We start from the raw sequence: 25157 nt of genomic DNA, 5'->3' as shown, positions 1-25157 counted from the left end.
ACAGCGTGGTCATTCTTTGATCACCACGCCGAAACTGAGACCGGCCGCGAGGTACTTGTTGACCGCGATGAGGAAGATGACGACCGGAACGATCATCGCCGTCGAGGCGGCCGCGAGCATTCCCCATTCGATCGAGCGCGAGCCGATGAACGAGTAGACGAACAGCGTCACCGGCACAGCCTCGAAGCTCGTCAGCACGAGTCCGAACAGTAGCTCTATCCACGCGAAGATGAAGCTGATGATGGCGACCGAGAAGATGCCGGGCTTGGCCGCCGGCAGAACGACCTTCCTGAAGCCCTGGAACTGGGTCGCGCCGTCGACGCGGGCGGCCTCTTCTAAGGTCTCGGGGATGCCGTCGAAGAACGCCTTCATCACCCAGACGACGAGCGAGAGGTTGATGCTGACGTACATCAGCACCATCCCGACGCGGGTGTCGAACAGATTGAGCTCTCGGAAGATGATGAAGAACGGGAGCACGACGGCAATGGGCGGGAGCATCCGTGAAGAGAGTATCCACACGAGAACGTCCCGCTCCATCGGGATGTCATACCGCGAGAGGACGTACGCGGCGGGCACGCCGATGAGCAAGACGAGGACGACCGACGCTGACACCATCACGAGGCTGTTGGCGAAGGCTGCGACGAACCCCGAGTCCTGAATCAGCTGGATGTAGTTGTACACCGTCGGCAGGAATATCCAGTCAGGCGGCAGCGAGTTCGCTGTTCCGGGCGGTTTCAGCGACATCGAAGCGAGCCAGTACAGCGGGAACAGCACGATGAACGACCACGTCAGGAGAATAGTGTGTCGAACCACCGTGACGAGCGTCTTCCGCGTGTCCTTGTCGAGTCGCTGTGACGCGGTCGCGGAGTCGCTATCCGCCGTCGCCATCAGTCCCACACCCCCTCGAAGCCGACCTTCGCAATGATGACGTTACACAGTGCAACGACGAGGACGAGGTAGACGATGGCGATTGCTGCGGCCACGGTCATCTGGTTGTTGATGAACATCTGTTCGTAGATGTTGATGCTCACGAGCTGGGTTGCCGTCCCGGGACCGCCGCCCGTGAGCCCGTACACCACGCCGAACGTCCGGAACAGGTCGATCAACCGGATGAGCGTCGCGACGAAGACGACGGGCTTCATGTAGGGGATTATGACGTGTACGTAGCGCCGCCACATCGGCGCGCCGTCGACCCGCGAGGCCTCGATGAGCGTCTTCGGCACCGACGAGAGGCCGGCGTAGAAGATGATGAACATGAACGGGGTCCAGTTCCACGCGTCAAGCAGGATCACCGTCAGCAGCGGGACCTCAGAGAGGAAACTCGGCGCTGCGAATGGCGTGCCGGTGTTTATAATGTACGGAATGATGCCGATTTCGCTGTTCAGCATGATCCGGCCGATGGTCGCGAGCGAGACGGGGGCGACGGCCATCGGAATGATGAACAACACCCGGTAGAACGACTTCACCCGGTTGGAGCCGACGCCGGCGACGAGCGCGGCCAGGACGAACCCGAGGGCCGTTTCGAGGAGCAGCGCGCTGACGACGACAGTAATCGTGATGACGAACGAGTGGATCGCACCGCCGCGGGTGAACGCCGTCTCGAAGTTACGCAGCCCCACGAAATCAGCTGCGAATACATCGAGTGTCGGCTCCGCAATCAGGCTGAGATACAGGTCGTAGGCACCGGGGAAGAAGGTGATCATCACCATCACCGCCACCATCGGTGCCATGAACCAGTACGGGAGGTAGTCGTTCCACAGGTCCCGCAGCCTAGCGAAGGTCGATTGAGATGTCGTTTCCGTTTGCGTTGGTGTACTCATTTGTGGGATGTGTTGTGGCGCAGGTGTGGCTTAGATTTAATTGCTGTAGATGTCTTCCGCGATGGACGCCGCCTGAGTCATCGCTTCCTCAGCGGACTTCTGCCCGGCGATGGCGCGCTGCAGTTCCTCGGAGTACCGCTGTCCCCATTCGGGGTACTTCCGGTCGAACGGGTCCGGTGCCGCCGCTTGCAGGGATTCGAGGGTGACCTGTGCGAAGTTCTCGCCGACACGAGAGCGGAACTCGTCGTTCTCCCAGACGGACTGTCGGACGGAGAAGGCGGCGTCGCCCTCGACGTGCATCCAGGTGTTGGTCGGCTGCGAGGACGCCCACACCATGAACAGGAACGCCTGCTCGGAGTTCTGTGCGTTCTTGGACGTGGAAATCTGCCAGTTGAACGCGTTGGGCGAGAACTGGCCGTCAGCCGGGCTGGGAGCCTTCGCGATACCGATGTTGTCGGCGACCGAGGAGTCAGAGCCGGTGAGTCCGGGCCAGAACAGATTTGCGTCGGAGACGATGTGGCCGGCGCGCCCTTCCTGCATCGTCGAGAGCACGTCCGACCAGGTCTGGGTTGAGGCCCCTTCGGGACCGTAGTCCTGCAGCAGGCTGACGTACCAGTCCGCCGCGTTGATGACGCCGTCGGAGTCGAGGCCGGAATCATCCGGGAAACTGTCCCAGAGCTCCGCGCCGTTCTGGCGCAGGAACGTGTTGAGGATGTAGATGTTCATCCCGTACCCCTTGTCGCCACGGCCGACGGTGCCGACGACGTCGGACTCGTTCTCGTGGATGGTCTGTGCGTTCTGACGGAACTCTTCGAGCGTCTCCGCGACCTCCAGGTCGTGCTTGTCGTAGAGGTCTTCGCGGTAGAACTGCGTCTGAACTTCGACGGTAATCGGCATCCCGGTCCACGTGTCGCTGTAGCCGCCACCGTGGGCCTGCCAGCGCGACGCCTCGAAGAGATCGTCGGGCTCGTACCAGTCCTCGTCGAAGAGACTGTCGTCGTCAAAGAACGGGTCGAGCGGCTGTATCCAGCCCTCTTCACGGAACTGGTTGACGACCTGATCCATGTAGAAGACGTCGAACTGCCCGGCGCCGGTACTAACGTCTGTCTGGCGCTTGGTTCGGAACTGCTGTTCGGGCAGGACGTTCCAGACGACGTCGATTCCGGTCAGTTCCTCGAAGACGGGGACTGCGGGCTTGATGGCCGAAACCCAGGGGTGCTGGACGGCTCCGATGTTGATCGAGGACCCCTCGAACTGTCGCCAGTCGATATCGGCGTCCTCGTACTCGCTGAGCGGAATTGCGAGTTCACCGTCGCTGCCGCTGGTTCCGCCATCGCTGCCACCGCTTCCGTCGCTTCCATCGCTCGAACCGTCGCTCCCGTCGCCGCCCGAGCTATCGCCGCCTCGTGTGCAGCCAGCGAGGCCGCCGAGTAGTCCGACACCTGTCGCTTTCAGGAACTTCCGCCTGTTGGAGTTGGTCATGCCAGTTTGCCTCGTCACTATCGAAATACCGATGCATAATAAAGGTAATCATCTGTAAGGTAGAATACCCATCTCACTGGGCGAGAACAGACGATATACAGTACGGAAGCCCCCATCCACGAACTCATCTGTCTCCGGAGTACGGGGAACCGTGGCAAGATTTTAATACGCGGTCCGAAAATATCGGGAGTACGGATCGTAGCCAAGTCCGCTGTGTGTCCAGCTCAGTTGGACTAGTGACAACGGGCTACGGCCCAGACCACCCATGACCCGACCCACACCAACTCACGAAAGAGGTACTGCTGCAGTGACGACCGCGATCCGACCGTTGGAGGACGACTGATGCGTGCCAGCACGTTGACTGATGACGGCGAAATTACTGTCGAAGAGCGTGACCGACCGGACCCTGCGGATGACGAGGTTCTCGTTCAGGTGGGCGCCTGTAGCGTCTGCATGACCGACTATCACATGTATCACGGCACCTTCGCAGCCGAGACACCCCTGGTCCTTGGCCACGAAGGTGCCGGGACCGTCGCGGAAGTCGGTGCTGACGTCGATCGCTTCGCAGTCGGTGACCGCGTCGCAATCAACCCCACCGTCCCCTGTAACGCCTGTTCGTACTGCAAGAGGGGTGAGACGCACCTCTGTGAGAACAACACGAGCATCGGTGGTGCCGGTGACACCATTCTCGACGGTGCCTTCGCCGACTACGTCCGCGTCCCGGCTATCAACGTCGAAGACATCGGTGATATGTCCTTCGAGCGGGCCGCGCTCGCCGAGCCGCTCGCCTGCTGTGTTCACGGCGTCGAACAGACTGACATCAAACCGGGAGACAGTGTCGGTATTATTGGCGCTGGCCCGATCGGCTTGCTACTCTTGCAAGCGTTCCGCAACGCGGGCGCTGCTCCAATCGTGGTTTCCGAACTCGATGACGAACGGCGAGAGCTGGCCGCCGACCTCGGCGCAGATGCCGTCATCGACCCCAACGAAGAAGATCCCGAGGAAGCGATCCCGGCGGCGGCCGGTGGACCGGTCGACGTCGGCGCTGAGGCCATCGGGCTCGTCCCGACAATCAAGCAGGCTAACGCTGTGACCGCGCCCGGCGGCTCGACGCTCATCTTCGGCGTCCCGGATCAGGAAGCGACGATGGAAGTCAGTCCGTTCGATGTCTTCTTCGACGAGGTCGACTACCGCGGTTCGTTCTCCCTGACGACCGAGGACTTCGAGCGAGCGATAACACTGCTCAGACACGAACGCATCGACGCAGAGACGCTCATCACCGAACGTATCGGGCTTGACGACCTCCCAGCAGCGTTTGAACGGATGGGCAACGCTGAGGGACTGAAGAAAGTAGTCGTTCCAGGGGACTCCGAGTGAGCGAGTACGCCTTCCTTGATACTGCGTCCGGAAATGCGGTCGTCGTGGCGCTTGACCACGGTCTCGGAATGGGCGCAATCGTCGGGTTTGAAGACCTGCGGGCCCGCGTTCTAGTGATGGGACGCAGCGTCTGGCAGACTGCGGACCCAGCCGCTTTTGTGTCCGCGCTCCGCGGAACCGTCCACGACTCTGATGCACCTGGAGTAGCCTGGCCGCCCTGAAGCGAATGTTTCTACGCGTTCGTGAGTTAGCTGCGAGCTGAACACATCTGTTCTGTAGAGCAGAACGAATAAATTTCGGCAGTTAGACATCGTAGCAATCTCGTTTGGGCCAATAGATAATGTAGAATAATTTGTGTTACTAGTTCACAAAACCATGACTGTTCTGCTCTAGTGAACAGACTTTTCACAGCATAAGTTGAAATGATACCCAATGACTGACGAACCACAGTATGCGGTCGAAGCAACCCAAACGTCCGTTGCTATCCTCGAAGCGCTTGTCAACGCGACGGGACCCATCGGTGTGACAGAGGTTACCAATACCGTCGGGGTATCCAAGAGCGTCGCTCACAACCATCTCTCGACGTTGCGTGCGGCTGGATACGTTGTCAAGCGCGCAGAGAAGTATGAGGCATCGCTCCGCCCGCTGGCTCTCGGTGAGCGAACGCGTGACGGGCTCAGTTTCTATCAGGCAGCGGAGCAGCAATTGGACAACCTCGCGACGGCGACAGGGGAGACAACGACGCTGTTTGTCCTCGAAGAAACGTCCGGTGTCCCGGTGTCGATCTCCGAACCTGAGGACGGCTGGTCAACCCCGTTCCACGCGGGCGAACGGTTGCCACTCCACGTCAACGCCATGGGAAAGGCATTGTTGGCGTCGCTTCCGAGTAACCGCGTCGAATCGATTCTCGATGAGACGGAACTTATTGCGCCGACTGACGCCACGATCGTAGATCAGGACGAACTCGCCGAGGAACTGCGCCGAATCCGCGACGACGGCATAGCGTTCTGCAGAGGAGAACAGTACGAAGGGATCATCGGTGTTGCCGCCCCGCTCCCTGATGTCAGTGGCAATCGGGTCGCTGCGCTGGGGATCGCTGGCCCTGTTGAACGCCTGAACGGCCGATACCTCAGGGAAGATATCACCGGGCAAGTCCTCAGCACGACAAAATCCATTCAGGTGGCCCTTACATCGAATTAAGAGATTCTGGAATAACGGACGTACCACTGTTATTCTATCGGTGGCCGCCATCGAAGTGGACAAACGACCTCACTGCTACACACCGCTACCGGCGACGCCTGATCTTCATGCGTTGAAAGGATTGTTCGCGGTCACCTCGGCATCAGACGCAATCTCACCAAGGGATCGTGGCTTACTTTATCCTCCCTTCCACTGACTGTGAGATCAAGCATCACCGCGTGAATGCCACTGCTGTCAATCGCGTGCTGTTCTCTATAGCAGAACACACAGCAGGTTTGAATAGCAAGGTGCCATGTGAGGACAGCCGAACCAGCTACACAGCGGCTATTGGTCCCTAACTTCGCCCTCTCATCAAATATAAACCTATAATGATGTAGACTCAAGACATATGTCCCGAAGTTGAGTATAGAAATGCTAGATATATATTTGTCTTATCCAAGTCGGTATGTCCACTGGCGATGTCCGGTCTCCCACGGAAGTAGATGTATCTGATGTGTCCCGCTACGAGACGACGCAGCACCAGAGAACCTACTGCAACCGTGGCCCTGCCAGAGACTGAGACATGCGATTTCTGTGTAAACTGCAGGAAAACCGACCGTATCCTCACAATGGGGTGCCACAGCCCGGGCACAGCGGAGGGCCGGATTCGGGGAGTGAAAGCCCGCAGTGTGGACATCCATCAACTCCTTCTGGTGTCCGGATTTCCGAAACAATCTCGGCTGTCTGCGTGCGGATTGCATCTCTCGTGGCTATGCCTGTGAATCCATTCTCAGATTCCGTCCCGCGATGCCGGGACAGAGCGAATTGCGCTCGTTTTGCAACAAATTCCTCGGCAACGGTGAGATCGTCAAGTTGTGTTTGCGGAAACGATTCTGTGCTATCAGTGCCGGCAAGCAACCCCAGCGCTTCGGCCGCTCGCCCACGGACGTATCTGCTTTTGTCTTCGAGACACGAGACGAGTGCTTCCCTGGCGTCTGCAAGCCGTTCGGGGCACGCAGACCCGATAACGACGAGAGCTGTGCTTAAGTGATATCGGACAACTTCACTGTCCGAGTGAAGATGCTCGGCGAGTGAGTCGACCTGATAACGGAGTCTCTCGGGACTACCCAAGGCAACGTGGGCCAGCGCCTTCGCTAACTTCTCTGTTACTTCTGGTTTGTCGAACTCTAGACCGATACGAAGGTCTGCCACGACCGCAGGCGAGACGACGGCGTCGGGATGGTCAACGGCGACGTAGCCCAGCGCCTCTGCACACCGAGCACGAACGTAGTAGAACTCTGACTCATCCGCCAGTCGCTCGGCAAGCGTTGGGACAACCGGAACCACGCTGTCCGGCGCGCCCTCGCTGATCGTGACGACCAATTTCGCTGTCGTGAGCCGTGTTGGCCGCCCGCTGTCCTGTAAAAAATCGGTGAGCGATGGCAGTACGCCGTCGAACAGTTCCGGCTGCTCGTCGGCAGCCGCTTTGAGTGACCGCAAGCACGCCTGTTGGGTAGCCGGTCCGGCTGTCGAAAGCCGCTCAAGTGCCGCAACTGCGTCAGCTTCGTTCCCTTGTTCAAGTAATGTCGCAATCTCTGTCTCTGGAGGTCCACTGGGTTGGTCGTCCATCGGTCCGTTGTCGGTGCTTCTCAGAGAACTCACAAAACCCCTTGCTTCCCGGTTATTGCCCGATCTGATAACAACCGCTCACCGGTGAAGCTGCTATACCGTGATTAAGCCATCATCTGGCAGTGGATGCATCATTGCCACATTTACTTATCGAATATCTCTATACGGAATACCAAAATTTGGTTATATACTGAGTGTCGTTTCTATGAGCAGCGACCGTAATAGAAGCCAAGTTCATCAACAGTGCAACCAGTTTAGGCCACCTGATGAGTCACCCGTTTCAGACAAAAACTAAATGATGATGTAGGTTTTCGGTTCGCGTATAGATGGAAAGCAAACGCGCGTCGTTCGAGGGTGCTCTCGAAGCACTGGGTGTGACAGTTTCAAGCACTTCTGAGTCTGAACTCGAAGCCGCTGTTACGGAAGCAGTCACGGAGCCTGCAGTCGGGGTCGCGCTCGACGAGACGGTTGGGGACGGGACGTTTTCGCTCGTGGAGACGCCGATAACCGTCGACCCGACGCCGGCCGCGCTCCGCGAGGCGACCACCGGCGTAACGGGGGCCGAACTCGGTGTCGGCGATTACGGCTCACTCGTCCTCTCGATGACTGAACAGGCTAGTGAACTCGTGAGCCTATTTGTCGAGCGCCACGTCGCCATTCTTTACGAGGAAGACATCCAGCCCGATATGGACGCAGCAGTGGCAGAACTGGACGAGCGGTTTACCGAAACTAACGGGAGTGCGATTATTGCAACAGGACCGAGTGCAACGGCCGACATGGGCGCGCTGGTCAAGGGCGCACACGGTCCCAAAGAGGTCCACGTCATCGTCGTCGAGGAGGAGGACTGACAATGGCGACTGCCGATGAAATCCGCGAACTGATGCGGACCGAAGGTGCGGCAATCGCGGAGAACACGCAGGGGTTCAACACGGGACGCTACGACTCTGTCGGAGATCTAGAGGACTACGAGGACCTCAAGCGAGCGGCCCGGGGTATCAAGGAGGACGCCATCGAGGAGCTACCGGAGCTTCTCGACCAGCTAACGGAGACTGTCGAAGCCAACGGCGGGACAGTGTACATCGCCGACGACGCCGCTGACGCGAACGAGTACATCCGTGATGTGGCCGACGAGCGCGCGGCTGACCGGGTCGTCAAGAGTAAGTCGATGACCAGCGAGGAGATCGAGGTCAACGAAGCGCTCGAAGCGGATGGCGTGGACGTAGTGGAAACGGATCTGGGCGAGTGGGTGTTGCAGATCGCCGACGAAGCCCCCTCTCATATTGTCGCCCCGGCCATTCACAAGTCACGCGAGAGCATCGCGGAGCTGTTCAACGAACAATTCAACCCCGACGAGCCTTTAGAGACAGCGGCGGAACTGACCCACTTCGCCCGCGAGAAACTGGGTGAGCAGATCATCGACGCAGAAGTCGGGATCACCGGCGCGAACTTCATCGCAGCCGATACCGGGACGATGGCGCTGGTCACTAGTGAGGGCAACGCTCGCAAAACGGTGGCTGCGACGGACACACACGTTGCCGTCGCTGGCGTCGAAAAAGTCATTCCGACAGTTGCAGACCTCCACCCGTTCATCGAACTCATCGGTCGGTCGGGCACCGGGCAGGACATTACATCGTACGTCTCGTTGCTGACCCCTCCGGTTGACACGCCGGTCGTCGATTTCACCGACGACGAAACACCGCTGTCGGAATTCGATTCCGACCGCGATTTCCATCTTGTGTTGATCGACAACGGCCGACTGGGGATGCGAGATGACGAGCAGCTTCGGGAGACGCTGTACTGCATCCGATGTTCCGCCTGTTCGAACTCGTGTGCGAACTTTCAGAGCGTCGGCGGCCACGCCTTCGGCGGGGAGACGTATTCGGGTGGCATTGCGACGGGCTGGGAGGCCGGTATCGAAGGGCTGGACGTGGCCGAGGAGTTCAATGACCTCTGTACCGGGTGTACGCGCTGTGTGAATGCCTGTCCCGTCGGTATCGATATTCCCTGGATCAACACTGTCGTCCGGGACCGCATCAATCGCGACAAAGAGGCCCCTGGAGAGTGGCTCGTCGACGGCCTCACTCCTGACGAAGAAGACGACGGCGCACCACTGCAGAAGCGCTTCTTCGGTAACTTCGAGACCGTGGCGAAACTGGGCAGCGCCACCGCGCCGGTGTCGAACTGGCTGGCGGACACGACACTCGCTCGGCAAACGATGTCCCGAGTTCTGGGCATCGACCCGCGCCGAGACCTTCCAGCGTTTGAACGGGAGACGCTCGTCGACTGGGCTGGCGACCGTGACTCACAGGTCACAAATCCCGAGCGCCGGGCGGTGCTGTATCCGGACCTGTACACCAATCACGTGCAGGTAGAGCGGGGCAAAGCCGCGGTAAGGGTGCTTGAGTCGCTGGGTGTCGACGTGGTAGTGCCGCCGGCTCCGTCCAGCGGCCGCGCGCCGCTATCACAGGGTATGGTTGCGACGGCGACAGACCACGCTGAGCGGGTCACAGACGCCCTCAAACCACATATCGCAGACGGCCGCGACGTGGTCGTTATCGAGCCGAGCGACCACGCGATGTTCACCCGCGAATACGAGCGACTCCTTGATGAGTCGTCTTTCACTGACATCGCGGCGAACAGCTACGAGGTGTTCGAATACGTCTTCGGATTACTCGACAACGGCGCATCCGTCGATTCACTCTCGACCGTCACCGGCGCGGAAATCGCGTATCACAGCCACTGCCAGCAGCGAACACTCGGTCTTGAAGCTCATACCGTCGCTGTCCTCGAAGAATGTGGCTACGACGTTGTTACATCCGACGTGGAGTGCTGTGGCATGGCCGGGAGCTTCGGGTACAAGTCCGATTACTACGAACTGAGCATGGACGTTGGCGACCGGCTCCGGACCCAGTTGGAAGACGACGGCGTACAGGACCGGCCCGTCGTCGCCAGTGGGACCTCCTGTCTGGAGCAGATCGACGCGCTACTGGAGCGGCAGCCGCGCCATCCGATCGAGCTGTTGGCGACGTAAGCGACCGCTGCGGCTTGTTATTTGCGTGCAGGCAGGAAACATTGCACCTAACGCGTGTACGCCCGTTATTTATACCGTGCTTATACCCATCTGTATGTCGGGGGCGTACGTCGGATTGGATCCCGGGATCTGAGGTCGCGCATCCGTGCTCTGACGACCTTTATGTACCATTGCTTGTCCTGTTCATGCTCTGCAGTGCAAGTCCACAGGTCCGCTACCGGCAGCTACTCGCGAAGCGACGGCGCGACGAGCTGTCCGTTATCGAACTCAATCGGTGACGGGTCTTCGACCACACGAAGGTCGTCACGGTCGCGTGCGGCCTCGACCAGCGCCGGCGATGCGTAGAGCTGGTGGAGATGCATCGTGTCGGCTGCACGGAGGACTCGAACGGTGTCGGTGTCGACGACCCCTATCGTCGACAGCGCAGCGACGATGCCGGCGCGGTCGGTTTCGACCACCGGCGGCAGTTTCACGCCACGGATCGTGCTTGCAGTAAGGGCATTGATCAGCGACGTTTCCGCGTCAAGTTCCGCAATAATATCAGCATGGATGATATCAGCTGAGCCGATGCCCATCGCGTTGCCGTGGGTCTTCTCTGTCAGCCCGCGTGTGAAGATGCGTTTGATATCCGGTGTCTCTGGGGCCGGCTCGTTTATCGAGAACGGTCGGCGGCCAATGACGTTTGTATCGAGTCCCTGACCGCTGATTTCTTTCCCCTGACGGTCGAACACCACGAGATCCAGCTCTTCGAACGGGAGCGTCGGCATCAGTTCGTAGGCGGTCTCTAACAGTTCTTCTTCGCGGTCGAGGAAGCCACTCGGCGGCACGCCCTCTATCAGCGTTGTCTCGTCGTGCTGGTCCTCGACGATTGCGACGCCGCCGACGATGGGCAACTCTTCGAGCAGCCGGCCAGTAATCTCTGGAATCATCTGGCGAAACGACCAGTCGACGGCCCACTTGTGGGCAATCTGTGCGCCGCGCTGCTTGCCCATGCCGATGACGAGCATTTTCGAGAGCCCGCTTTCGACGGGGCCGTCGAAGTCCGTGTGCGGCTTGACGCGGTTGATTGGGATGATTGCATCAGCCGCCACAGCGTTGTCATCGGCGACGACAGGCACGTTACGGTCCGGTGTTCGTCCGACCTCGACCACGTCCATACTCGACCGGATTTCACAGCCGATGGTCGACTCGGTCACGCCCAGTTCGTTCAACATTGTTCGTTGCCCCTCGCCGGTCGCGCCACCGTGGCTTCCCATCGCCGGGAAGACGAATGGCTCGTAGCCGGCGTCGGAAACTGCGTCGACGACACCAGCGACAATAGTAGGCAGATTCGCGATACCGCGACTGCCGACACCCAGCGCGACTTCACCGCCGTCAGGCACGTCCGCAAAGGACAGGGATTCGGCCGCTCGGGCTGCGTGTGTTGCGACATGTGCTGGGGTTATCGGGTCTGTCTCCCAGTTCTGTTCGATGATACCGAATTCGGGGAGCGGTGGATCGTCGCAGGCGTCGACGATCGTCTCTTCCGGGACCGAGAGTGCGTCCGCCGCGATCTGTTGATCTGATGCGTTCATACGCGGCATATCAGTCCGTCTATTGATAAACGTGACCCACGGTCCAAACTGCGGCTGCCACCCCTATCGTCACTCAGCAGTTCGGTAGTCCCACTCGAAAGCAACCACCGTGTACCGGGGCCTCCGTTACTCGCTTGGGCCCGGAATAGCGAGCGCGATCACGTCGTTGACGTTTGTCCCGGTTGGTCCGGTTTCAATTGTCGCCTCGATTTCTGAGAGGTACGAGCCGACATCGTTTGCAAGCAACGCCTCGCGGGCCCGTTCGCGGTCGCTAATGGCGGCCCCATCCGCGATAGCACCGGCCACATCGGAGCTTCCGTCTTCGCCGTCAGTGTCGACGGCCGCGATGACCGCGTCGCCGTCGTGGGCCAGTGCACCGGAGAGAACAAATTCCTGATTCGGACCTCCCTGTCCGCCGTCCCCTGTTACGGTGACGGTCGTCTCGCCACCGGCAAGGAGAACGGCCGGCGGTTCGACCGGTGTTCCCGTCGCTGTTGCCTCTTCGGCAATTGCGACGAGCGGTTTCGCCACTTCGCGGGCTTCGCCGCGCAGGCGAGACGTGAGCACGAGTGGTTCGTACCCCGCTTCCCGTGCGACGGCCGCGGCGGCGTCAAGTGCGGTTGCGTTGTCCCCGATGAGATGGTTCGTCACCCGGTCAAAGACTGTGTCATCGGGAAACGGCGTTTCCGATACTCGGCCATCTCGCCCGGATTCGAGATAATTGCAAACGGCCGGCGGTGGCGTGAGGTCGTATCGTTCGAACACATCACGGGCGTCCTCGTACGTGGTTTCGTCCGGAACTGAGGGACCGCTACCGATGGTTGAGAGGTCGTTTCCGACAACGTCGCTGATTAGTAACCCAGCGACAGTGGCGGGAGCCGCGCGCCGTGCTATCTGCCCACCTTTCAGGTCTGAGAGGTGTTTCCGAACCGCGTTGATCTCCGCAATCGGGACGCCGCCACTGAGGAGCCTGTCGGTCGTTGTCTGGAGCTCCTCCAGTGTCAGGTCCCCGGCCGGAGCCGATAGAAGCGCGCTGGCTCCGCCGGTCAGAACAAACAGGATGAGCGTCTCCGCATCGGCCTCGTCAACGGTTTCGAGAATATCGGCCGTCGCCGCAACGTTCCGGTCCGACGGTAACGGGTGATCTCCGACAGAACTCCGGACGGTTTCGGTGTCAATAGCCTGCTTGACGACCACGTGGCCACCGCTGAGTGTGTCCCCGAGAATAGATTCAAGCGCCCGTGTCACACCGCCTGCGGCTTTCCCGCCGCCGACGATGACGACCTCGCCGTACTCGTCAAGGTCGTATGTCGTCCCGCCGACCGTCAGCGTCTGGTCTTCGCGGCCGATGGCTGACTTGGTGGCCGCCTCAGGCGCGGCCGCGTCCACGGCGGCCTCGATACAATCGAGTGCGACCTCGTGGACACGATTACCAACGACCTCGGCTCGGTTGCGAATCATACGACTGCTTCCGACCAGACCAGTAAAAGTCTGGCTCAGTCGTGGGTTCCACTGTTTTCCGCACCACACCTGTTGATATCGAACGTTCTACGTCGGGTAGTCGCAGGCAAGAGTGTGGATAACAGTGTTCGATGGTTCCAATAAATAGTTAGAATTCATATACAGGTGTGGTCGTGGAACGGATACTAGTTTCCATCCGGTACTTGCGTCTATATTTCAAAGATAGACGGCCAAAAACGCGGACAGGCACTCGGCAGCAGGGTTACTGTGATTCGAAATTGGTAGGACGTAGATTCTCGGATGAGTTTTCCTCTGAAAGGCTCTGGTGAATCGCTTGACAGCGCCGGTTTCGACCGTTAGAACTGGGAGTATGAAGCGGGAAACCGCCGATGGTTCATGTCTAAGATTTCCCGCTTCACGCAGAAAGCGGTCCAGTTAGCTAAAAATGCTGTTGGTGAGCGAGGCGAAGTCGCCGCCCCCGAAGGGGGTGGCGGCTTCGCCGAGTATGCGGTGGTGTCGCTGCACTGTCTCCGGGTTTACCTGGAAAAATCCTACCGAGAAGCACTCGATTTGCTGAGCGAGATGCCACAAATACTCGGGGAGATCGGCCTCGACGCGGCCGATCTCCCCGACCACTCCACGCTAGTGAAGTGGTTTGACAGAATCAAGACAGCGCTCTGGCGAGTGCTGCTGCGCCTCTCGGCGCAACTGCACGAGCCGAGCGGTCACGCCGCGATAGACGCGACATTTTTCGACCGAGAAAATGCTAGCAAGCACTACTGTCGCCGGACGAATTACCGGGTTCAGACCCTCAAAGCGACAGCTCTCGTCGACACAGAAAGCCAAGCGATTCTGGATGTTCACTGTACGACCGAGAAACGCCACGACACACAGCTCGGCTGGCAGGTCGCCCGCCGCAACGCGGGCGACCTCGCCAGCCTCGCTGCCGACAAAGGCTACGATTGGATGGAGTTACGTGAAAAACTCCGCGAAGAGGGCGTAAGACCGCTAATCAAACATCGTGAGTTCCGGCCCATCGATCACGCGCATAACGCGCGGATCGATGGGCCTCGATACCGCCAACGAGCGATGTGTGAGACCGTCTTCTCCACGATTAAGCGCACGCTCGGCGACGCCGTGCGTGCGCGAACTTGGTACGGTGAATTTCGTGAACTCGTTTTGATGTGTGTCGTTCACAACATCAAGCAGTCTCTGAAACAGTGAAATCAAGCTACGTCCGGCGATTCACCACGGCCCTCTGAAACGAGCCAATATCCGGCTAATCGATTAGGTTTTTCCGGTCTGCAGTGAGTGTGTCCCCTCCAGCCGAAGGAATGGTTTCGATGTGCGAACGTGGTAAAGACCGTCTTATAAGCCGTTAGCTGGATTCTATTCCACCGCTGAGAATCGCCTCCTCGAACAGCTATCGTAAGTAAACTCCTAACAAGACATTGCACTCGAGGAGGTCGGCGTATGGGGTTTCTCGCAGCGTCCTTGCGATACAGGTGTGCTCGTTGAAAAGTGACTCACGTCTGTTCGGCGTCGAGCGTCACTTCGAGGCCCTTCCGGAGGGGCAGGGACGGTTCGTACCCGAGCAGTTCGCGTGCGTCACCGAGGTCTGCTTCGCTCTGTTGGATGTCGTTCGCGCGACCGGGGACGTGCTCGACCGCGATGTCCGTACCGACGACGTCTCGGACCGTTTCGGCGAGTTCGTTTATGCTAATGCTCCGTCCGGTCCCGACGTTGAACGGCCGGCCGATGGCGTCTGTCGTAGCTGCGAGCAGGTTCGCACGCACAACGTCGTCGACGTGGACGAAGTCCCTCGTCTGTGTCCCATCGCCCTCGACCGTGAGCGGCTCACCGGCCTGGGCCTGACGGACGAATGTGCCAATGACACCGGCGTACTCTCCGTCAAGCCCGCGTGGACCGTAGACGTTGAAGTACCGTAGCGGAACCGTCGGTAGCCCGTACTCCTCGGTGTAAAACTGCGCGTACTGCTCCCCTAGGTATTTTTCGAAACCGTACGGACTATTTGATTCGGTTGGCGCGTCTTCCCCAATGGGAACGTCGTCAGGGGCGCCGTACACGGCGGCGCTGGACGCGAACACCACCCGCGTGTCCTGCCGCCGAGCGCAGTCGAACACGTTGACGGTCGCCGTGCCGTTCAGTTCGTGGCAGTCGACCGGTTGCTCGATTGACTCTGGGACGCTGACCATCGCCGCCTCGTGAAACACGACGTCGACGCCCTCTATCGCCGCATCGAGCGTCTCCCTGTCCCGAACGTCACCCTCGATAACGGTCACGTCATCGGGGAGGTTCGCCCGCCGTCCTGTCGAGAAGTCGTCGAGGACTCGCACATGGTTGTCCACAGCCAGTGCCGACGCCAGATGGCTCCCGATGAAGGGCTCTGTTGAATCACTAGACGGCGTCGGGATAGGTCGCTAAATCAAAAGAGTTGAAGCGGGATGATTCGGTTGCCTATGACACAAATCTCCCGCTTCACTGGTGAGATTGTGCCGATTGCTCAAGTTGTTACCGGTGATGGAGACGAATCCGCCGCCCCGGAAGGCGGCGGCGGATTCGCCGACTATGCCATCGTTTCCCTGCATTGTCTGCGGATCTATCTTGATACATCCTACCGGATGACGATTGACCTGCTCAAAGAGATGCCACAAATAATCGGGGAGATCGGCCTCAGCGCGGCCGATCTCCCCTCTCCATCTACGTTGTGTAAAGCGTTCGACCGAATCGAAATGAGCGTCTGCCGAGTGTTGCTGCGCCAGTCGGCGCAGCTGCACGACCCATCGAAACACGCTGCTATCGACGCTACATTCTACGAACGCTCAGCAGCGAGCCGTCACTACTGCCAGCGCATAAGCTACCGCGTCCAGAAGCTGAAAGTCACGAAACTCGTCGATACAGAGACCCAAGCAATCCTTGACGTACACTGCTCAACGACTCGGGAAGGAAGCGACGCAGACCTCGCTGAGCAGATCGTCCGCCGGAACGCGGGCGATCTGCGGTCTCTAGCGGCCGATAAAGGCTACGACAAGCAAGCGCTCCGTAAAGCACTGCGTGAACTCGGCATCAGACCGCTCATCAAGCACCGCATCTTCGCTCCCTACGACCACGCTCACAACGCCAGAATCGACAAACAACGCTACAATCAGCGCTCTATGACTGAGACCGTTAATTCGGCCGTGAAGCGCTCGCTCGGCTTCGCCGTGCGAGCGCGTTCCTGGTTTCGTGAGTTCCGAGAAATCGCCCTGATGTGTGTCGTCTATAACATCAAACGTGCCGTCAAACAGTGAATTCCACCGCCTTATGGCGATTCAACACAGCCCCTCATCGAGAACGGGCTCGCACTGCTCATGGCTGGACTCACTTTCCCAGAGGCTGACACGTCCTGGATTTCGGACGGGATCTCTGTCCTCGGCCGTACAGGGGCTAAACAGTTCCTTGCTGATGGCGGCCATTATGAACGGTCGCCGATGTACCATGCAATCGTTACAACGCGGTTCGTGACGGCCTGCTCGCTACTGGCAGCCAGTGATCGGTCAGCCCCCAACTGGCTGATAGCGATGACGAAACAGGCCGTAGCGTACTTGCGATACCTCTCACCGCCGGATGAGCGGCTCCCGCTGTATAACGACGCCGTGTTCGGGCAGTCGCTCCCGTTGACGGCCTGCCTGGGATACGCCGGGGCCGTCGGGTTCGGGGCCGACGACCGCCCGGTCCCGTCACACAGTCCGATGGGCGGCGAGACGGGGTACTACTGGCTCGACACCGACCACGGGCAGTTACTGGTAGACGGTGGGCCGGTGGGGCCCTCCAACTTGCCGGGTCACTCCCACAACGACATGCTGAGCGTCCTGCTCTGGGTCGACGGACAGCGCGTGCTCACGGATACCGGCGTGTACGATTACGCCGACAACGAGCGGCGGCAGTACGCCAGAAGCGTTGCCGGCCATAACACCGTTCAGGTCGGCGAGACGGAGCCTATCGAAATCGGCGGCAAGTACCTGATGGGCGCGCGGACGGAACCGACGGCCGAATACGAGGGGGCCGACCCAACTCTCTTCAGGGGGCATTATGAGACAGCCGCCGCAGCACCGGCGTCGTACCGGCACGACAGGACGATTCTCGCCAGCGACGACTGGTGGTTGGTTCGGGACGAACTTCAGGGACCCGACACAGAAACCGAACCAAGCGTCTCCCGACTCCACTTCCATCCGGAAGTCGCTGTCACAGTCGAGGACTCGGGAACGGTGCGGGCGACTGGCAGTGACGAGAGCTCGGCCCTACTCAGCGTCTATCCGCTCGGCGTCAGTGACGTTCGGACGACGACGACCGAGTACTTCCCTGAGTTCGGCGTCACTGAGGAGCGACAGACGCTAGAACTGGAGGCCGGCCCGGAGTCTGGGACGACGGCCTTCGGGTACCTCCTCGACCCGTCTGCTGGTGGCCACAGAGCGTCTAGCTGTTTAGATGCGGACAAATAAGCTAGCCGGGACCGCTACCGAGACGGTCAGTTTGGTGACCAGAGACGTGTTCGGTCTGTCAATCGGAGCTGTCACTTCTCGGTGTGAAAACCCGCGCCTCAACTGAACAGACGCTTCAGCCGCGCAACGAGGCTCTTCGAGCGATCGCCGCCGCGCCGGCGCTGCTGGTCCGGCCCCGCCGAGGCTTCGGAACTGCCAACGTCGGTCTCTGTGGCGGGCGTGTCGCCGTCAGCGGCTTCGACAGCGTCAGCAATCATTCCTTCAGCGTCGTTAACAGCGTCTTTGACGGTTCCGTCGATTAGCGGGACACCGCTGAATCGGTCCTGACTGACCGACGTATCGGAGGCGATGATGGCGGCGTCGGCGGCTTCAATGTCGGAATCGGAGAGTTCGTTCTCCGCGCCCATCGCTCCCTGAACTTCCACCTTGATATCGTGACCCTGTCCTTCGGCTGTCTGTTCGAGGTTCTCGGCTGCCATCTGACTGTGGGCGATCCCAGTCGGGCAGGAGGTGACTGCGACGAGTTTCATGTGTCTAGTGTGGTGTGGACTTCGCTGCGCGTTGCGGCGAGTTGGGCGCGGTCCCCGCGCTCGCTCGCGGAACTGTACGAGGTTTCGCTGACGGCCGTCTTGACCTCCGGAATCGTCACGGCACTCATGCTGAGTTCGTCGAGGCCGAGACCGACAAGTAACTCTGTCAAATCTGGGTCACCTGCCATCTCGCCACACATCCCGACCCAGATGTCTTCGGCGTGGGCTGCGGTGACTGTCTGCTGGATGGCGCGGAGGACGCCCGGATGAGTCGGGTCGTGCAGGTCGCCGACGCGCTCGTTCTCGCGGTCGGCGGCCATCACATATTGCGTGAGGTCGTTCGTCCCGATAGAGAGGAAATCGACTCGTGCGGCGAGTTCGTCGGCCATGAAGGCGGCACTCGGTGTTTCTATCATAACGCCGACTTCGGGATCAACGGCGTCGGCGTCGTAGTCGTCAAGACCGGCCGCCGCCTCTAGCGCGTCGAGTGCGGCGTCGAGTTCCTCGATAGTGGCCACCAGTGGGAACATGATGGCGAGGTCCCCCGCCCCATCCGCGGCAGCGCGTAGGAGCGCACGGAGCTGTGTGGCGAACAGGTCCGAATCCGGTGCGAGTGAGCGCCGGATTCCGCGTTCGCCGAGGAATGGGTTCTCCTCGTCTGGCAGGTCGAGATAGGGAATACGCTTGTCGCCACCGATATCCAGCGTCCGGACGACGACGCGCCCATCTGGGAACGTGTCGAGCGCCTGGCGGATTGCCTCGTACTGCTCGTCCTCCGAGGGGGGCGTCTCGCGGTCGAGGAAGAGGAACTCGGTCCGATAGAGGCCAACGCCGTCAGCACCCCGTTTTGCTGCGGGTTCCAGTTCCGCCGGCTGGCCGATATTTGCCGCCACTTCGACGTGTCGTCCGTCAGTTGTTTTGACTGAATCATTGACGACAGCGGCTCCCGACTCGTTCGCTGCGGCCGCTCGTTCGGAGTCGTCAGGACTGACCAGCAGGGTCCCGTTGTCGCCGTCGACCACGACCTCTGCTCCGTCTTCGAGCGTGTCGAGATCTGTCCCGATACCGACGACGGCTGGCAGAGCGAGCGAACGGGCGAAGATAGCTGCGTGGGACGTCCGCCCTCCAGTGACGGTGGCAAAGCCGGCGACGCGTTCTGGGTCGAGTTGTGCCGTGTCGCTGGGAGTCAACCGCTCGGCGAGGACGACACTGCCCGCCGGTAGGTCACCGAGGTCGACCCGTTCGCCGTCCGTCAGCAGACGGAGGAGTCGGTCACGCACGTCACGAAGGTCGTCTGCGCGCTCGGCCATTCGACCGTCCATTCCCTCGAACTGTTCGATGTGTTCGCCGAACACGGCGTCCACGGCGTTGGGTGCTGGGCCCCCATCGGCAATCATCGTCTCGACTGCGTCCTCAATGGTCGGGTCCTCAAGGAACTGGATGTGCGCATCAAACACCGCGGCCTCGTCCTCTCCGACGCGTTCGGCAGTCGCCTCACGTTCAGATTCTAGTTCAGCGCGGGCGGTGTCGACCGCGTCGGCGAACCGCTGGCGTTCTGTCTCAGGATCGACTTCCACGTCGTCTGGGTCCGGGAGCGAGATGTCGCGACCGTACCAGACAACTGTCCCGACGCCGGAGCGCGGCGTGGCACCGGTCCCGTGAAGCGTGCGTTCAGCCATCGTCAGTGTCCAGTTCCGCTTCCGGCGTTGTCAGTATTCGTTCCAGCTCATCGAGTACGGATTCTGCATCCGAGCCGTCGGCGACCAGTTTGATATCATCGCCCTGTCCGACGCCGAGGCTGGTGATGGCGATCATACTCGCCGCCTGGACGAGATCATCGTCCGGCCGCCCGGCTGAGACCTCAGCCTCGTGGTCGTTGACGGCTTGGACGAACGCTGACGCCGGCCGGGCATGCAGACCGGCTTCTGGAACAATCGTCACAGTGCGCTCGACCGTCATGCGATGGCCTCCCGGAGTACGTCCTGAACGGTCGCTTCGTCCGCCGCCGTGTGGAGTCGGTCCCGAACGTCGTCGTGCATCAGGGCTCGAGAGAGGGAGCTGAGGATATTGAGATGCTCCTCGCCGCCGGCTTCCGGGACGAGAATCATGAAGACGAGTGTCGCAGGCTCGCCGTCCATGGAGCCGAAGTCGACGCCCTCTTGCGAGCGGGCGAACGCGAGCGACGGGCGACTCACAGCGTCAGTCTTCGCATGTGGAATCCCGATTCCCATGCCGACACCCGTGGTGGTCTCCGATTCACGCTCAAGCAGTGCTTCGAGTGCGCGGTCGCGGTCCTCGACCCTGTCACTGTCGACCAACAGGTCTAGCAGAGACTCGATACACGCCTCCTTCTCCGCTGGTGGTTCGGACAGCGAGATGTGGTTTGCCGGAATCAGTTCTTCAATATCGTCCGCTGAGATTGCGTCTGTCATTGTACTCACCGTAATTAGTCATCCGTTGGTTGCGTGCTGCTCGTCTCTGCCCCGGTGTCGACGCGGTCCTCGAAGTCCGGCTTGATAACTGTCGCAACAACAGCCGTCACAAGCGAACCCAGCAGGATGCTGCCCAGGAATGCGAGCGGCTGGTTTGACAGGAGGACAACGAAGATACCGCCGTGGGGCGCAGGCATCGTGACGCCGAGGGCCATCGATGTCGCACCGCCGACAGCACTGCCAGCGACAATAGCCGGGATAACGCGGAGCGGGTCCGCGGCCGCGTATGGAATCGCACCCTCTGTAATGAACGACAGACCGAGCACGACGCCGCTTTTTCCGTTCTCGTACATCTCAGCCGCGTACTTGTGCGGGGCGATGAAGTTCGAGACCGCGAGGCCGATCGGCGGAATCATCCCACCGATCATCACCGCCGCCATCGGCGCGTAGATTTCTTCGGTGATGAGTCCGGTCGCGAACACGTAGGCGACCTTGTTGACCGGGCCACCCATGTCGAAGGCCATCATCCCGCCGAGGATGAGGCCGACGACGATAGCCTGACCGCCCTGCATCGACTGCAGGAAGGACGTCAGCCCCTCGTTAGCGAGTGCGACGGGGACGCCCAGAACGAACAACATGATCGGCGTCAGAACTGCCATCGTTGCGACAGGGATTAGCAACACCGGCATCATCGGCTGGATGAACTCGGGGACATCGAGGTTCTTGAAGAAGCGTGCGACGTACCCAGCCAGCAGCCCAGCGACGATTGCACCGAGGTAGCCGGCACCGGCCTCGCCACCGGAGATACCGATTACTGTTGCCGCTTCGGCGACGACGTTTCCCTGCTGGAGAATGTACGCCAGCAGGAACCCCGGGGCGAGTCCCGGACGGTCGGCGATGGCGTACGCGATGTACCCGCCGAGGATCGGAACCATAATTGTCAGCCCGGCTACGCCGATCTGCGCGAGGAACCAGCCTGCCGAGCCGGTGTTCTCGAACACTGCCTGTGTGTCCCCTATCGCGTACGCGACGGCGAGGAAGATACCCCCGATAGTCACGAAGGGAATCATGAACGATACGCCCGTCATCAGGTCCTCCTTGACGGAGGTTACGTGAGCGCGAAGCGCACTCTCGGCCCGGTTTTGATCTGTCATGGTCAACGACATCGACAGCTACGCCTATTGTGTGATATAAAGATACACGTTTGAGCGTGTTATTTACTGAAACTGTTTGATATCTGTATTTGGGCGATTGTTTCTGCATGGAACTATAGCCATGAATTCGATGGAATAACAGACATATGCTTGTTAGTCGCCGGCAACTATTGGGGTGAAAATCCGAATGGGCGGTGCCACGCGCGTCATAGTACTTATGCCCGTCACTCGCACACACCGAAATATGGGTTCACTCTCGGTATCCGGGGAGGTGGCAACCGTCACCGTCGAGAAGATCGGGGGGATCGACGAGACGACAGTCGAGGTTCCACCAGGGGTGACAGTGCTTCGAGGCCGGAATGCGACCAATCGGACGTCATTTCTTCAGTCGGTGATGGCCGCCCATGGGAGCGAGTGGGCGAGCGTGAAAGGTGACTCAGACCAGGGGCGCGTCGAACTCTCACTGGGAGAGGAAACGTACACCCGAACACTGACCAGAACTGACGACGGGGTTGCCGGGTCTGGCCTCGGCCTTCTCACTGACTCGACAGTTGCGGACCTGTTCGCGTTCCTGCTCGAAGACAACGAGGCCAGGCGAGCCGTCGAACGGGATGTGGACCTCCGGGAGATCATTATGCGGCCAGTCGATGTGGCATCTATCCACCGACAGATACGTGCGGCCGAACAGCGCAAGGAAGAGATCGATGCGGAACTCGACCGTATCGCGTCGCTCAAGCGTGAGCTCCCGGATCTCGAGCGGCAACAGGCAGATCTACGCGACGAGATTGCTGAGACCAGAGATGAACTCCAGCGAGTGGAGGACCGAATCGACGAGCGGGACGCAGATTTCCAGACGACTCAAAAAAACAGGGACGAACTCGAGACGGCTCTCGATGAACTCCAGGCGACTCGGTCCGAACTGAAACGCGTTCGAGATGATATTCAGTCGGAGCAAGAGAGTATTGCGGCGTTACGCGACGAGCGGGGTAACCTCGCAGTCGAACGGTCTGGCCTCCCGGAATCGCCGACCGAACGACTCGAAGCGCTCGAATCAGACATCGACCGGCTTCGGGAACGAAAGCGGGAACTCTCAGAGTACACCACCCGACTGCAGAACGTTATCGGGTTCAACGAGGAACTGCTGTCCGGCGAACACCGTGAGATAACCGACGCTATCGATGCAAAGCCCGAGAGCGTGGGTGACATCACTGATCAGTTGTACAAGGGGTCAAAGACGACCTGCTGGACCTGTGGCTCGCAGGTGAAGCCGGAGCGTATCGAGTCGACGCTCCAGAGTATGCGTGACCATCTTCAGGAGATGGTGTCGGAGATCGGCAGTATCGAAGATGAACTCGATGAACTGACCGGCCAACGTGACAAAATTGCGGAGACACGCACGCGGGCACAAGAACTCACGGCGACGATTGAGGACGTTGACGCAGAAATTGAGCGACGGCAGACGACGGTTACTGACCGCCGAGAGCGACGCAACAACCTCTCGGCTCGCGTCGAGGAACTTGAGGAGCGGGTCACGACGCTCCGGACGGAAGAGTTCAATAAGGTGCTCGACCTCCATACGAAAGCGAACGAACTGGAACTGGAACTGGACCGGCTCGAATCCGAACGAGACGAGGTAAGCGGAGAAATCGCCGACATCGAGTCAGAGATCCGCCGGAACAACGAACTGGCCGCGCAACGGGAAGAGGTGGTTGACGAACTGATCGACCTCCGGTCGCGTATCGACCGTCTCGAAGCCGAAGCGACCGACCAGTTCAACGAGAAGATGGACGACCTGCTCGACATCCTCGGTTATGGTAATATCGAACGGATCTGGCTTGAACGGACCGACACACCAGATGACCCAGTCCATAATAGCGACGACAGCGTCACGGGGTCGACGTTCACCCTCCACGTCGTTAGGAGCACCGACAGCGGAACTGTCTACGAGGACACTGTCGGCCATCTGAGCGAAAGTGAGCGCGAAGTGACCGGGCTGGTGTTTGCACTCGCCGGCTACCTTGTTCACGATGTGTACGAGGAGGTTCCATTCATGTTGCTTGACTCGCTCGAAGCAATCGACTCGGAGCGTATCGCTTCACTCGTTGAGTATTTCGCTGAGTTCCCCTCCTATCTCGTTGTCGCGTTGCTCCTCGAGGACGCACAGGCGCTCTCAGATAGCTACAACCGGATTACCGATATTTGACCCGGTTGTAGCTCTCCCCAAAGACCGGATTTATTGAGCGATTATTCACAGTCACAGCCGCCGCGGTCGAGAAGGTCGCTGATACTGTAACGCATTCCGCAGTCCTGACAGCGAATATCAATGCTCACGAACACTCGATACTCGCCGACAGTGAGTTTGTCTGCGGTGTTCAGTCGGTCGACCGTGTCCCGAACGATTGTCTCGACGCGGCTGCGGAGGCGGTCGATAGTCTCGCGTTCCTGCTCAACCTGCTCAGTTTCTGATTCGGAGTCATAGCTCACACCGCGAACCTCTGTCAGGTAGTATCGAATCGCCTGATACGTGACGAACTGGTCTTCCAACGTATCGACGTCGATGCCGGCTCGGTCGAGTCGATTCCGCGCCTCGATCCGTTTCCCCGCACTGACATTGTCATCCGTCAGAAGCCGATAGAAGTTCGTCGGTTCGCCGTCGATCACATCCATGCCCGCATCGCGGATTGCAGCCATGAGCAGAGCTTGATTGAACCGATCAGCGAGGTCACGGAGACTCTGTCGTTCCCCGGTGTTCCCGAGCCAGGCGCGTTCCAGCTCCGCGCCCATCGACGCCAGTTCATACGTTTCGATCAGCTGTGCGACTTTGGACTGCGCTGACCCCATTATCGCCAGAATGCGCCGGTCCGGTTTAGCCGTTTTGTTGCGAACGGATTCGTCTGGTCACTGTTCCGTGGTCCTATCTATTTATTATAGCCCTTGTCACCCAGATATGCGGATTTGAACCTAAATACGTGGTATATAGACTAAT

Annotated in this window: 22 protein-coding genes; 9 read left to right on the top strand and 13 right to left on the bottom strand. The window is 59.8% G+C overall.

The genetic code is table 11. The annotated features are described in order from the left end of the window. Nucleotides 1–9: 9 nt before the first annotated feature. The 3 genes from BDK61_RS19510 to BDK61_RS19500 are packed head-to-tail and all read right to left on the bottom strand — an operon-like array spanning nt 10 to nt 3302. Nucleotides 10–888 carry a carbohydrate ABC transporter permease gene (locus BDK61_RS19510; protein WP_121304243.1) on the bottom strand — a complete coding sequence of 293 codons (879 nt, stop codon included), beginning with the start codon at nt 886–888 and terminating at the stop codon, nt 10–12. Further along, complete coding sequence (locus BDK61_RS19505) at nt 888–1820, bottom strand: carbohydrate ABC transporter permease (protein ID WP_121304241.1); 933 nt, start codon at nt 1818–1820, stop codon at nt 888–890. Before BDK61_RS19505 ends, BDK61_RS19510 begins: the two co-directional genes overlap by 1 nt. 36 nt (nt 1821–1856) lie before the next feature. Further along, on the bottom strand, nt 1857–3302 hold the full coding sequence (locus BDK61_RS19500; RefSeq protein ID WP_121304239.1) for an extracellular solute-binding protein: 1446 nt from the start codon (nt 3300–3302) through the stop codon (nt 1857–1859). 342 nt (nt 3303–3644) lie between these two features. Between BDK61_RS19500 and BDK61_RS19495 the strand changes: the two genes are divergently transcribed. The 3 genes from BDK61_RS19495 (at nt 3645) to BDK61_RS19480 (ending at nt 5879) form a co-directional block, all read left to right on the top strand. After that, entirely contained in the window at nt 3645–4679 is a 1035-nt protein-coding gene (locus tag BDK61_RS19495) for a galactitol-1-phosphate 5-dehydrogenase (RefSeq protein ID WP_004965885.1), read from the top strand. Next, complete coding sequence (locus BDK61_RS23755) at nt 4676–4900, top strand: hypothetical protein (RefSeq protein ID WP_208644700.1); 225 nt, start codon at nt 4676–4678, stop codon at nt 4898–4900. Before BDK61_RS19495 ends, BDK61_RS23755 begins: the two co-directional genes overlap by 4 nt. Nucleotides 4901–5111: 211 nt before the next feature. Beyond that, entirely contained in the window at nt 5112–5879 is a 768-nt protein-coding gene (locus BDK61_RS19480; RefSeq protein ID WP_121304237.1) for an IclR family transcriptional regulator, read from the top strand. Between the two features lie 603 nt (nt 5880–6482). On the opposite strand, the gene BDK61_RS19475 is transcribed toward BDK61_RS19480, so the two are convergent. Next, nucleotides 6483–7487: a HEAT repeat domain-containing protein gene (locus BDK61_RS19475; protein ID WP_121304235.1), complete on the bottom strand. Its 1005-nt coding sequence runs from the start codon at nt 7485–7487 to the stop codon at nt 6483–6485. Between the two features lie 326 nt (nt 7488–7813). On the opposite strand from BDK61_RS19475, the gene BDK61_RS19470 reads away from it, so the two are divergent. Next, the gene (locus tag BDK61_RS19470; RefSeq protein ID WP_121304233.1) at nt 7814–8335 is read left to right on the top strand and encodes an LUD domain-containing protein; all 522 of its coding nucleotides are present in this window, start codon (nt 7814–7816) and stop codon (nt 8333–8335) included. Nucleotides 8336–8337: 2 nt separating this feature from the next. Continuing rightward, complete coding sequence (locus tag BDK61_RS19465) at nt 8338–10518, top strand: LUD domain-containing protein (protein WP_121304231.1); 2181 nt, start codon at nt 8338–8340, stop codon at nt 10516–10518. A gap of 224 nt (nt 10519–10742) precedes the next feature. Here BDK61_RS19465 and BDK61_RS19460 read toward each other — a convergent pair whose 3' ends face one another. Both BDK61_RS19460 and BDK61_RS19455 read right to left on the bottom strand, forming a co-directional pair. Next, nucleotides 10743–12092 carry a DUF362 domain-containing protein gene (locus BDK61_RS19460; RefSeq protein WP_121304229.1) on the bottom strand — a complete coding sequence of 450 codons (1350 nt, stop codon included), beginning with the start codon at nt 12090–12092 and terminating at the stop codon, nt 10743–10745. A gap of 126 nt (nt 12093–12218) precedes the next feature. Continuing rightward, complete coding sequence (locus BDK61_RS19455; RefSeq protein ID WP_121304227.1) at nt 12219–13553, bottom strand: glycerate kinase type-2 family protein; 1335 nt, start codon at nt 13551–13553, stop codon at nt 12219–12221. Between the two features lie 396 nt (nt 13554–13949). On the opposite strand from BDK61_RS19455, the gene BDK61_RS19450 reads away from it, so the two are divergent. Continuing rightward, entirely contained in the window at nt 13950–14777 is an 828-nt protein-coding gene (locus BDK61_RS19450; protein ID WP_121304225.1) for an IS5 family transposase, read from the top strand. A gap of 302 nt (nt 14778–15079) precedes the next feature. On the opposite strand, the gene BDK61_RS19445 is transcribed toward BDK61_RS19450, so the two are convergent. Continuing rightward, nucleotides 15080–15988 carry an NAD-dependent epimerase/dehydratase family protein gene (locus BDK61_RS19445; RefSeq protein WP_121304223.1) on the bottom strand — a complete coding sequence of 303 codons (909 nt, stop codon included), beginning with the start codon at nt 15986–15988 and terminating at the stop codon, nt 15080–15082. Nucleotides 15989–16033: 45 nt separating this feature from the next. On the opposite strand from BDK61_RS19445, the gene BDK61_RS19440 reads away from it, so the two are divergent. Then, nucleotides 16034–16864, top strand: a complete 831-nt coding sequence (locus tag BDK61_RS19440) for an IS5 family transposase (RefSeq protein WP_121303441.1) — start codon at nt 16034–16036, stop codon at nt 16862–16864. Between the two features lie 60 nt (nt 16865–16924). Beyond that, on the top strand, nt 16925–18055 hold the full coding sequence (locus tag BDK61_RS19435; RefSeq protein WP_244209915.1) for an alginate lyase family protein: 1131 nt from the start codon (nt 16925–16927) through the stop codon (nt 18053–18055). A gap of 98 nt (nt 18056–18153) precedes the next feature. Here BDK61_RS19435 and BDK61_RS19430 read toward each other — a convergent pair whose 3' ends face one another. Genes BDK61_RS19430 through BDK61_RS19410 form a run of 5 tightly spaced genes read right to left on the bottom strand, consistent with a single transcriptional unit; the run spans nt 18154 to nt 22183 of the window. Then, a complete protein-coding gene (locus BDK61_RS19430) occupies nt 18154–18585 on the bottom strand; it encodes a PTS fructose transporter subunit IIB (RefSeq protein WP_121304221.1) in 432 nt (143 codons plus the stop codon). Continuing rightward, complete coding sequence (gene ptsP / locus BDK61_RS19425) at nt 18582–20264, bottom strand: phosphoenolpyruvate--protein phosphotransferase (RefSeq protein WP_121304218.1); 1683 nt, start codon at nt 20262–20264, stop codon at nt 18582–18584. Before ptsP ends, BDK61_RS19430 begins: the two co-directional genes overlap by 4 nt. Continuing rightward, nucleotides 20257–20544 (bottom strand): HPr family phosphocarrier protein, encoded by a 288-nt coding sequence (locus BDK61_RS19420; RefSeq protein WP_011222763.1) that lies wholly within the window; start codon nt 20542–20544, stop codon nt 20257–20259. Before BDK61_RS19420 ends, ptsP begins: the two co-directional genes overlap by 8 nt. Further along, nucleotides 20541–21017 carry a PTS sugar transporter subunit IIA gene (locus BDK61_RS19415; protein WP_121304216.1) on the bottom strand — a complete coding sequence of 159 codons (477 nt, stop codon included), beginning with the start codon at nt 21015–21017 and terminating at the stop codon, nt 20541–20543. Before BDK61_RS19415 ends, BDK61_RS19420 begins: the two co-directional genes overlap by 4 nt. 14 nt (nt 21018–21031) lie before the next feature. Beyond that, entirely contained in the window at nt 21032–22183 is a 1152-nt protein-coding gene (locus tag BDK61_RS19410) for a PTS fructose transporter subunit IIC (protein ID WP_121304214.1), read from the bottom strand. A 232-nt stretch (nt 22184–22415) separates the two neighbouring features. Here BDK61_RS19410 and BDK61_RS19405 point away from each other — a divergent pair, with 232 nt between their 5' ends. Continuing rightward, nucleotides 22416–24374 (top strand): archaea-specific SMC-related protein, encoded by a 1959-nt coding sequence (locus BDK61_RS19405; protein WP_121304212.1) that lies wholly within the window; start codon nt 22416–22418, stop codon nt 24372–24374. A 41-nt stretch (nt 24375–24415) separates the two neighbouring features. Here the strand turns inward: BDK61_RS19405 and rdfA are convergent, their stop codons facing one another. Next, on the bottom strand, nt 24416–25012 hold the full coding sequence (gene rdfA / locus BDK61_RS19400) for a rod-determining factor RdfA (RefSeq protein WP_121304210.1): 597 nt from the start codon (nt 25010–25012) through the stop codon (nt 24416–24418). Nucleotides 25013–25157 lie beyond the last annotated feature (145 nt).

It is taken from the genome of Haloarcula quadrata (assembly GCF_003634715.1).
Taxonomy (GTDB): Archaea; Halobacteriota; Halobacteria; order Halobacteriales; family Haloarculaceae; genus Haloarcula; species Haloarcula marismortui.
Note: the sequence above shows the minus strand (reverse complement) of the source record. Positions and strands in the feature narration are given on the sequence as shown.

What these genes read in the sequence shown, in the direction of transcription:
- BDK61_RS19440 (WP_121303441.1), top strand. Translation starts at nt 16,034, where the DNA reads ATGACACAAATCTCCCGCTTCACTGGTGAGATTGTGCCGATTGCTCAA.
- BDK61_RS19455 (WP_121304227.1), bottom strand. Translation starts at nt 13,553, where the DNA reads ATGATTCGCAACCGAGCCGAGGTCGTTGGTAATCGTGTCCACGAGGTC.
- BDK61_RS19470 (WP_121304233.1), top strand. Translation starts at nt 7,814, where the DNA reads ATGGAAAGCAAACGCGCGTCGTTCGAGGGTGCTCTCGAAGCACTGGGT.
- ptsP (WP_121304218.1), bottom strand. Translation starts at nt 20,264, where the DNA reads ATGGCTGAACGCACGCTTCACGGGACCGGTGCCACGCCGCGCTCCGGC.
- rdfA (WP_121304210.1), bottom strand. Translation starts at nt 25,012, where the DNA reads ATGGGGTCAGCGCAGTCCAAAGTCGCACAGCTGATCGAAACGTATGAA.
- BDK61_RS19435 (WP_244209915.1), top strand. Translation starts at nt 16,925, where the DNA reads ATGGCTGGACTCACTTTCCCAGAGGCTGACACGTCCTGGATTTCGGAC.
- BDK61_RS19405 (WP_121304212.1), top strand. Translation starts at nt 22,416, where the DNA reads ATGGGTTCACTCTCGGTATCCGGGGAGGTGGCAACCGTCACCGTCGAG.
- BDK61_RS19420 (WP_011222763.1), bottom strand. Translation starts at nt 20,544, where the DNA reads ATGACGGTCGAGCGCACTGTGACGATTGTTCCAGAAGCCGGTCTGCAT.
- BDK61_RS19465 (WP_121304231.1), top strand. Translation starts at nt 8,338, where the DNA reads ATGGCGACTGCCGATGAAATCCGCGAACTGATGCGGACCGAAGGTGCG.
- BDK61_RS19500 (WP_121304239.1), bottom strand. Translation starts at nt 3,302, where the DNA reads ATGACCAACTCCAACAGGCGGAAGTTCCTGAAAGCGACAGGTGTCGGA.
- BDK61_RS19410 (WP_121304214.1), bottom strand. Translation starts at nt 22,183, where the DNA reads ATGTCGTTGACCATGACAGATCAAAACCGGGCCGAGAGTGCGCTTCGC.
- BDK61_RS19460 (WP_121304229.1), bottom strand. Translation starts at nt 12,092, where the DNA reads ATGAACGCATCAGATCAACAGATCGCGGCGGACGCACTCTCGGTCCCG.
- BDK61_RS19475 (WP_121304235.1), bottom strand. Translation starts at nt 7,487, where the DNA reads ATGGACGACCAACCCAGTGGACCTCCAGAGACAGAGATTGCGACATTA.
- BDK61_RS19430 (WP_121304221.1), bottom strand. Translation starts at nt 18,585, where the DNA reads ATGAAACTCGTCGCAGTCACCTCCTGCCCGACTGGGATCGCCCACAGT.
- BDK61_RS19415 (WP_121304216.1), bottom strand. Translation starts at nt 21,017, where the DNA reads ATGACAGACGCAATCTCAGCGGACGATATTGAAGAACTGATTCCGGCA.
- BDK61_RS19505 (WP_121304241.1), bottom strand. Translation starts at nt 1,820, where the DNA reads ATGAGTACACCAACGCAAACGGAAACGACATCTCAATCGACCTTCGCT.
- BDK61_RS19495 (WP_004965885.1), top strand. Translation starts at nt 3,645, where the DNA reads ATGCGTGCCAGCACGTTGACTGATGACGGCGAAATTACTGTCGAAGAG.
- BDK61_RS19510 (WP_121304243.1), bottom strand. Translation starts at nt 888, where the DNA reads ATGGCGACGGCGGATAGCGACTCCGCGACCGCGTCACAGCGACTCGAC.
- BDK61_RS19480 (WP_121304237.1), top strand. Translation starts at nt 5,112, where the DNA reads ATGACTGACGAACCACAGTATGCGGTCGAAGCAACCCAAACGTCCGTT.
- BDK61_RS19450 (WP_121304225.1), top strand. Translation starts at nt 13,950, where the DNA reads ATGTCTAAGATTTCCCGCTTCACGCAGAAAGCGGTCCAGTTAGCTAAA.